Origin of the sequence: Halolamina salina (genome assembly GCF_042678005.1) — an archaeon.
GTDB lineage: Archaea > Halobacteriota > Halobacteria > Halobacteriales > Haloferacaceae > Halolamina > Halolamina salina.
This window is the reverse complement of sequence record NZ_JBHUDH010000050.1, coordinates 5,186-9,925: the sequence shown is the minus strand read 5'-3', so window position 1 is coordinate 9,925 and position 4,740 is coordinate 5,186. Positions and strand designations below refer to the sequence as shown.

6 protein-coding genes are annotated in these 4,740 nt (G+C 69.2%); 3 read left to right on the top strand and 3 right to left on the bottom strand.

Annotated elements, in window-relative coordinates; genetic code table 11:
- Positions 1-220 precede the first annotated feature (220 nt).
- Positions 221-493, bottom strand: coding sequence for a hypothetical protein (locus tag ACFR9S_RS06080; RefSeq protein ID WP_379732007.1), 273 nt, complete (start codon positions 491-493; stop codon positions 221-223).
- Positions 483-1,526, bottom strand: coding sequence for an Mrp/NBP35 family ATP-binding protein (locus ACFR9S_RS06075; RefSeq protein WP_379732008.1), 1,044 nt, complete (start codon positions 1,524-1,526; stop codon positions 483-485). The genes ACFR9S_RS06080 and ACFR9S_RS06075 overlap by 11 nt, the downstream gene beginning before the upstream one ends.
- Positions 1,527-1,695: 169 nt before the next feature.
- On the opposite strand from ACFR9S_RS06075, the gene moaA reads away from it, so the two are divergent.
- Positions 1,696-2,724, top strand: coding sequence for a GTP 3',8-cyclase MoaA (moaA, locus tag ACFR9S_RS06070; protein ID WP_379732009.1), 1,029 nt, complete (start codon positions 1,696-1,698; stop codon positions 2,722-2,724).
- Between the two features lie 9 nt (positions 2,725-2,733).
- On the opposite strand, the gene ACFR9S_RS06065 is transcribed toward moaA, so the two are convergent.
- Positions 2,734-4,266, bottom strand: coding sequence for a lipopolysaccharide biosynthesis protein (locus tag ACFR9S_RS06065; protein WP_379818274.1), 1,533 nt, complete (start codon positions 4,264-4,266; stop codon positions 2,734-2,736).
- Between the two features lie 103 nt (positions 4,267-4,369).
- On the opposite strand from ACFR9S_RS06065, the gene ACFR9S_RS06060 reads away from it, so the two are divergent.
- Entirely contained in the window at positions 4,370-4,624 is a 255-nt protein-coding gene (locus ACFR9S_RS06060) for a hypothetical protein (RefSeq protein WP_379731568.1), read from the top strand.
- Positions 4,621-4,740, top strand: a 120-nt coding sequence (locus tag ACFR9S_RS06055) for a 3-keto-5-aminohexanoate cleavage protein (protein WP_379818279.1), incomplete at its 3' end; no start/stop codon positions are given. The genes ACFR9S_RS06060 and ACFR9S_RS06055, both read left to right, overlap by 4 nt.

Below are 4,740 nucleotides of genomic sequence, written 5' to 3'. Positions count from 1 at the left end.
GCGCGAAGCGCGTGCGCCCTCGTGGCGCACGTCAGCGCGAGGGACAACTGAGTGAACGCAGTGAACGAAGGAGTCGGCTGGGGAGGTCTGTGGGCTGTGCGGGGCAGTGCGGTCGCAAGTGGTCTAGCGTCGAGACGCTGTTCCTGTTCACCATGCCGGCACACACGAACGAAAAGACGCCATTTTCCAGCCCAAAATCGACCGCGTCCGGAGAGATCCCCTACTCGTCCGGGTCCAGACCGCCCTGCTCCTTGACCTCCAGGATGTGCCGCATGTTCATGTAGATCTCCGGGATCGAGGTCTCCTCGCCCTCCTTGTACAGGTCCGACACGCGGTAGAGGAACGCCCCGATCTGGGACGCCTCCGAGGAGTCGTCGCGGGCGCGGATCTCGTCGGCGACCTCCCGCAGCGCCTCGCGCTTCTCGGCGTTCTCGGGGAACGTCGCGTCGCCCTCCGGCGCCATCGCCCAGTCCGTCTCCTCGTCACCAGCCATGCTGCTGGACGCTCTGCCGGCGGATCACGCCGACGTTGTTGGCGACGTTCTCGGTCAGCACGCGGAACGCGTCGGCGGTCTCGCCCTCCCGGAGCACGACCGGCTTCCCCTCGTCGCCGCCCTGTCGGATCTCGGGGTCGATGGGGATGCCGCCGAGGAACGGCAGGTCGTTTTCGTCGGCCAGCGTCCGCCCGCCGCCCTCGCCGAAGATCTCGTGCTCGTTGCCGCAGTCCGGACAGCGGAACGAGGCCATGTTCTCCGCGATCCCGAGCACCGGCGTCTCGTGCTTGCCGAACATCCGCAGCCCCTTGCGGGCGTCGTCGACCGCCACGTCCTGGGGCGTCGTGACGACGACCGCGCCCGTCAGCGGCAGCGTCTGGAGGATCGTCAGTTGGGTGTCGCCCGTCCCCGGCGGGAGGTCGAGCACCATGTAGTCGAGTTCGCCCCACTCCACGTCCTCGACCAGCTGGGTCAGGAGCTTGTGGACCATGGGGCCTCGCCAGATCACGGGGTCGTCCTCGCCGGAGAGGAAGGCCATCGACATCAGCTTCACCCCGAACTTCTCGGGCGGGATGATGGTGTCCTCGTCGGTGGCTCGCGGCGCCTCGTCGGCGTCGAGCATCCGGGGCACGTTCGGCCCGTAGACGTCGGCGTCGAACAGGCCAACTTCGGCGCCCAGCTTCGAGAGGCCGGCGGCGATGTTGACCGCCATCGTCGACTTGCCGACCCCGCCCTTCCCGGAGGCGACGGCGATGATGTTCTTCACGCCCGGTAGCACCTGATCCTCCCCCTGCTGATCGTCGGGGATGTTCGCCGAGAGCTCGACCTCCAGCCCGGCGTCCTGCAGTTTCTCCCGGACCTCGGCCGCGATCGCCGACTCGTGGGGGGCGTAGGGCGCCCCGAGCGCGAGCGATACCTTCGCGGTTCCCTCTTCGACTTCGATGGCGTTGACCAGTCCAAGCGACACCAGATCGTCGCCGAGGGAGGGGTCCTCGACCTCCGCGAGCAGGTCGCGTACGGCGGCTTCGTCCATAGCTGAAGGTGGCGCGTTCGGCTAATGAGGGTTTTGAAGCCGGCTCCCGGCGCGAGGTCGATTTCGTACCCCTCGACGCCGCCGCCGACGGGGTAGCGAAACCGCAATCAGTTACGTTTTCGGTGTCACCACCCGGAGGCTTAAGCCCGTCCGGACGAACCGTAAGCCAATGCCGCTCTCGGACGAGTTCGGCCGCGAGGTGACGGGGGTCCGGGTCTCCCTCACCGACCGGTGTAACTTCGACTGCGTCTACTGTCACAACGAGGGGCTGGGGGACACGCGCGGGCCGATGGAGCCCGGCGACGACGAGATGGACACCGACGACGTGGTGCGCTTTCTCGACGTGGTCTCGGAGTACGGCGTCGACTCGGTGAAGCTCACCGGCGGCGAGCCGATGCTCCGACAGGACTTAGAGGAGATCATCCGCCGCGCGCCCGACGAGATGGAGGTGTCGATGACGACCAACGGCACCTTCCTCCCGGGCCGCGCCGAGGACCTGAAGGAGGCCGGGCTGGACCGCGTGAACGTCTCGCAGGACGCGCTCGACCCCGACGAGTTCGCCGAGATCACCAAGTCCGGCGCCTACGAGAAGGTGATGGAGGGGGTGCAGGCCGCCGTCGACGCCGACCTCGCGCCGGTGAAGCTCAACATGGTCGTGTTCGAGCACACCGCCGGCTACGTCGAGGGGATGGTCGAACACGTCGCCGAGAACGAGGGGCTTCAGCTCCAGCTGATCGAGTACATGCCCGAGCTCACGGGCCGCCCGGAGTGGAACATCGAGATCGACCGCGTCCACGACTGGCTCGAGGATATCGCCGAGCACGTCGAACACCGCGAGATGCACGACCGGAAGCGCTACTTCGTCAACCCCGACACCGCCGAGTCGGTCGCCGCTGCCCCCCAGCCCTCCGAACTCGACGAGTTCCAGGGCGGGATGGTCGAGATCGTCGACCCCGTCGAGAACGCCGACTTCTGTGCCAACTGCGGCCGGGTCCGGGTGACCCACGAGGGGTACCTGAAGGGCTGTCTCAACCGCAACGACGACCTGCAGTCGATGGGCGAGATGAGCCGCGAGGAGATCCGCGAGACGTTCGAGGCCGTCGTCGCCGACCGCGTCCCCTACTACGGCGAGTACCTCGTCGAGAACGACCGCGGCGAGTACGAGATCAACGAGAAGTACATCTCCGCCGCGGACTGAGCCGCCGCCTCACCGACCCGGCAGCAGCTCACCGTACCGCTCGAACAGCGTCGACGCCAGCCGGCGCTCGACGGGGGTGAACCCCAGCAGCTTGAGCGTCGCCGCGAACACGCCCAGTCCGACCAGCGTTCCGCCCACGGCACCGACGACGCCGGGCGCGACCGCACGGGCAGCGAGGCCGACGCCGGCGTAGGGAACGGCGGCCACCAGCGGGAAGCCGTGTCGCTTCGTGAACGGCTGAAGCCCCTCGAGGCGGTAGAGCACGAGCACCTCGATCCCGTTGTTGAGCGTGAGCATCAGGAGGTACGTCCAGACGACGCCCGCGAGGCCGAACCGGCGGGTGAGCGGGATGGCGACGACCGCGAGCACGGTCGTGATCGCGACGTTGGTCACCAACAGCGCACGCTGGTGGTCGGTCATCCGCAGCAGGATCCCCACGCTGCCCGCGGCGCAGGCGGCGACTTGTGCGAGCACGAACAGCGTCAGCAGGGGCGCGTACGCCGTGAACGTCGGGCCGAACGCCGCCATCACCGTCTCGCGGTAGATCACCACCGGCACCGCGGCGGCGACGACGCCGACGAGCACGAGCCGGCTGGTGACGTGGTAGAGCCGGGACAGCGCCTCCTCGTGGCCCTGCTCGTTGAGCGCGGCCGCGACCGGCGGGATGAACTGGTTGATCGCCATCAGCGGCAGGCGGACTAACTGGGAGACCAGCACGCCGACGGAGAACACGCCGCCGGCGACGCCCGTGAGGAAGACGGCGATGAGGGGGTAGAAGCCGAGTCGCTGGGTCGTCGTCGCGATCCCGCCGAGGAACAGCGGGATCGTGTAGTCGAGGTAGCGCCGGCGGAGCGCCGGGAGGTCGGGGCCGCGCAGGCGCGGGCGGAACCCGCGTGCGCGAACGACCCAGAGTGCGGCGCCGACGCCGGTGAGTCCCATCACCGCCAGCACGCCCCCGGCGACGAACAGGATGTCGCCGAGGACGAACGCGCCGACGACGCCGACGACCAACTGCGCGGCGGGGAACGCCAACCGGAGCGTGAGGTTCAGCGGCGCGACCGCCTCGATTCCCCGGAGCACCTCGGTCACGGTAAAGAGCCAGACGCTCGCGGGCATCCCGAGCGCGAACACCCGCAGTAGCGTCCCGAACTGCTCGCTCTGCCCGGCCATCGCCGTGAGCCGCGGCGCCGCGAGAAAGAGGCCGGCACCGAACGCGGTCGACACGCCCAACAGCAGCAGCGACGCGAACGTCGCCAGCGCGTTCCGCTCCTCCTGATCGGCGGTCGGGAGGAAGCGACTCAGCCCGCTGCGGAAGCCGAGTACGATCCGGGAGAGGAACCGCTGGATGCGCCGGGCCAGCGCGAACAGGCCGTACGGCGCGGCGCCCAGCCCGTTCGTGAGCGCGGCGGTGAAGGCGACGGTAAGCCCGCGCTGGAGCAGGATGCTCGGCACCGAGACGGCGGCGCCGTGGGCGACCCGCTCCAGCGCGTCGTCGAGCCGACGAGTCACGTCGTCGGCGTCGGCTGACTCGTCGGTGGACACGCTGCCGGCTACCCGGAACGCTCGAAAAAGTCCGGCGGTCCGTCGGAGCCGTGTGGTGTGCCACCGAAGGTAGCTTGATGGGGCGGCGGCGCCACGTTCGGGTATGTCCGACAGCTGTGAGTTCCTCGAACGGCGGCGCGCCGGCGACGACGCCGAGTTCGACGGCGAGCGGCCGTACTGCACCGCCGTCGACGCGTTCGTCCAGCCGATGCGGGCCGACGTCTGCGCGAAGCGCTACGGGCTGGACCCCGAGACCGACTGCGAGTTCTACCGCGAGGCGAAGGGACTCGGCTCGATCACCGGGTTCGAGGGAGCGAACGGCGAAAGCGAGTCGGGGACGGAGGAGGCCGGCTCGTGAGCTACGACGACTACCGCGACGGGAAGCCGCTGATCGTCACCGCCGCGCTCACCGGCGGGGTCCACGGGAAGGAGGCCAACCCGAACGTCCCCGAGACGCCCGCCGAGGTGGCCGAG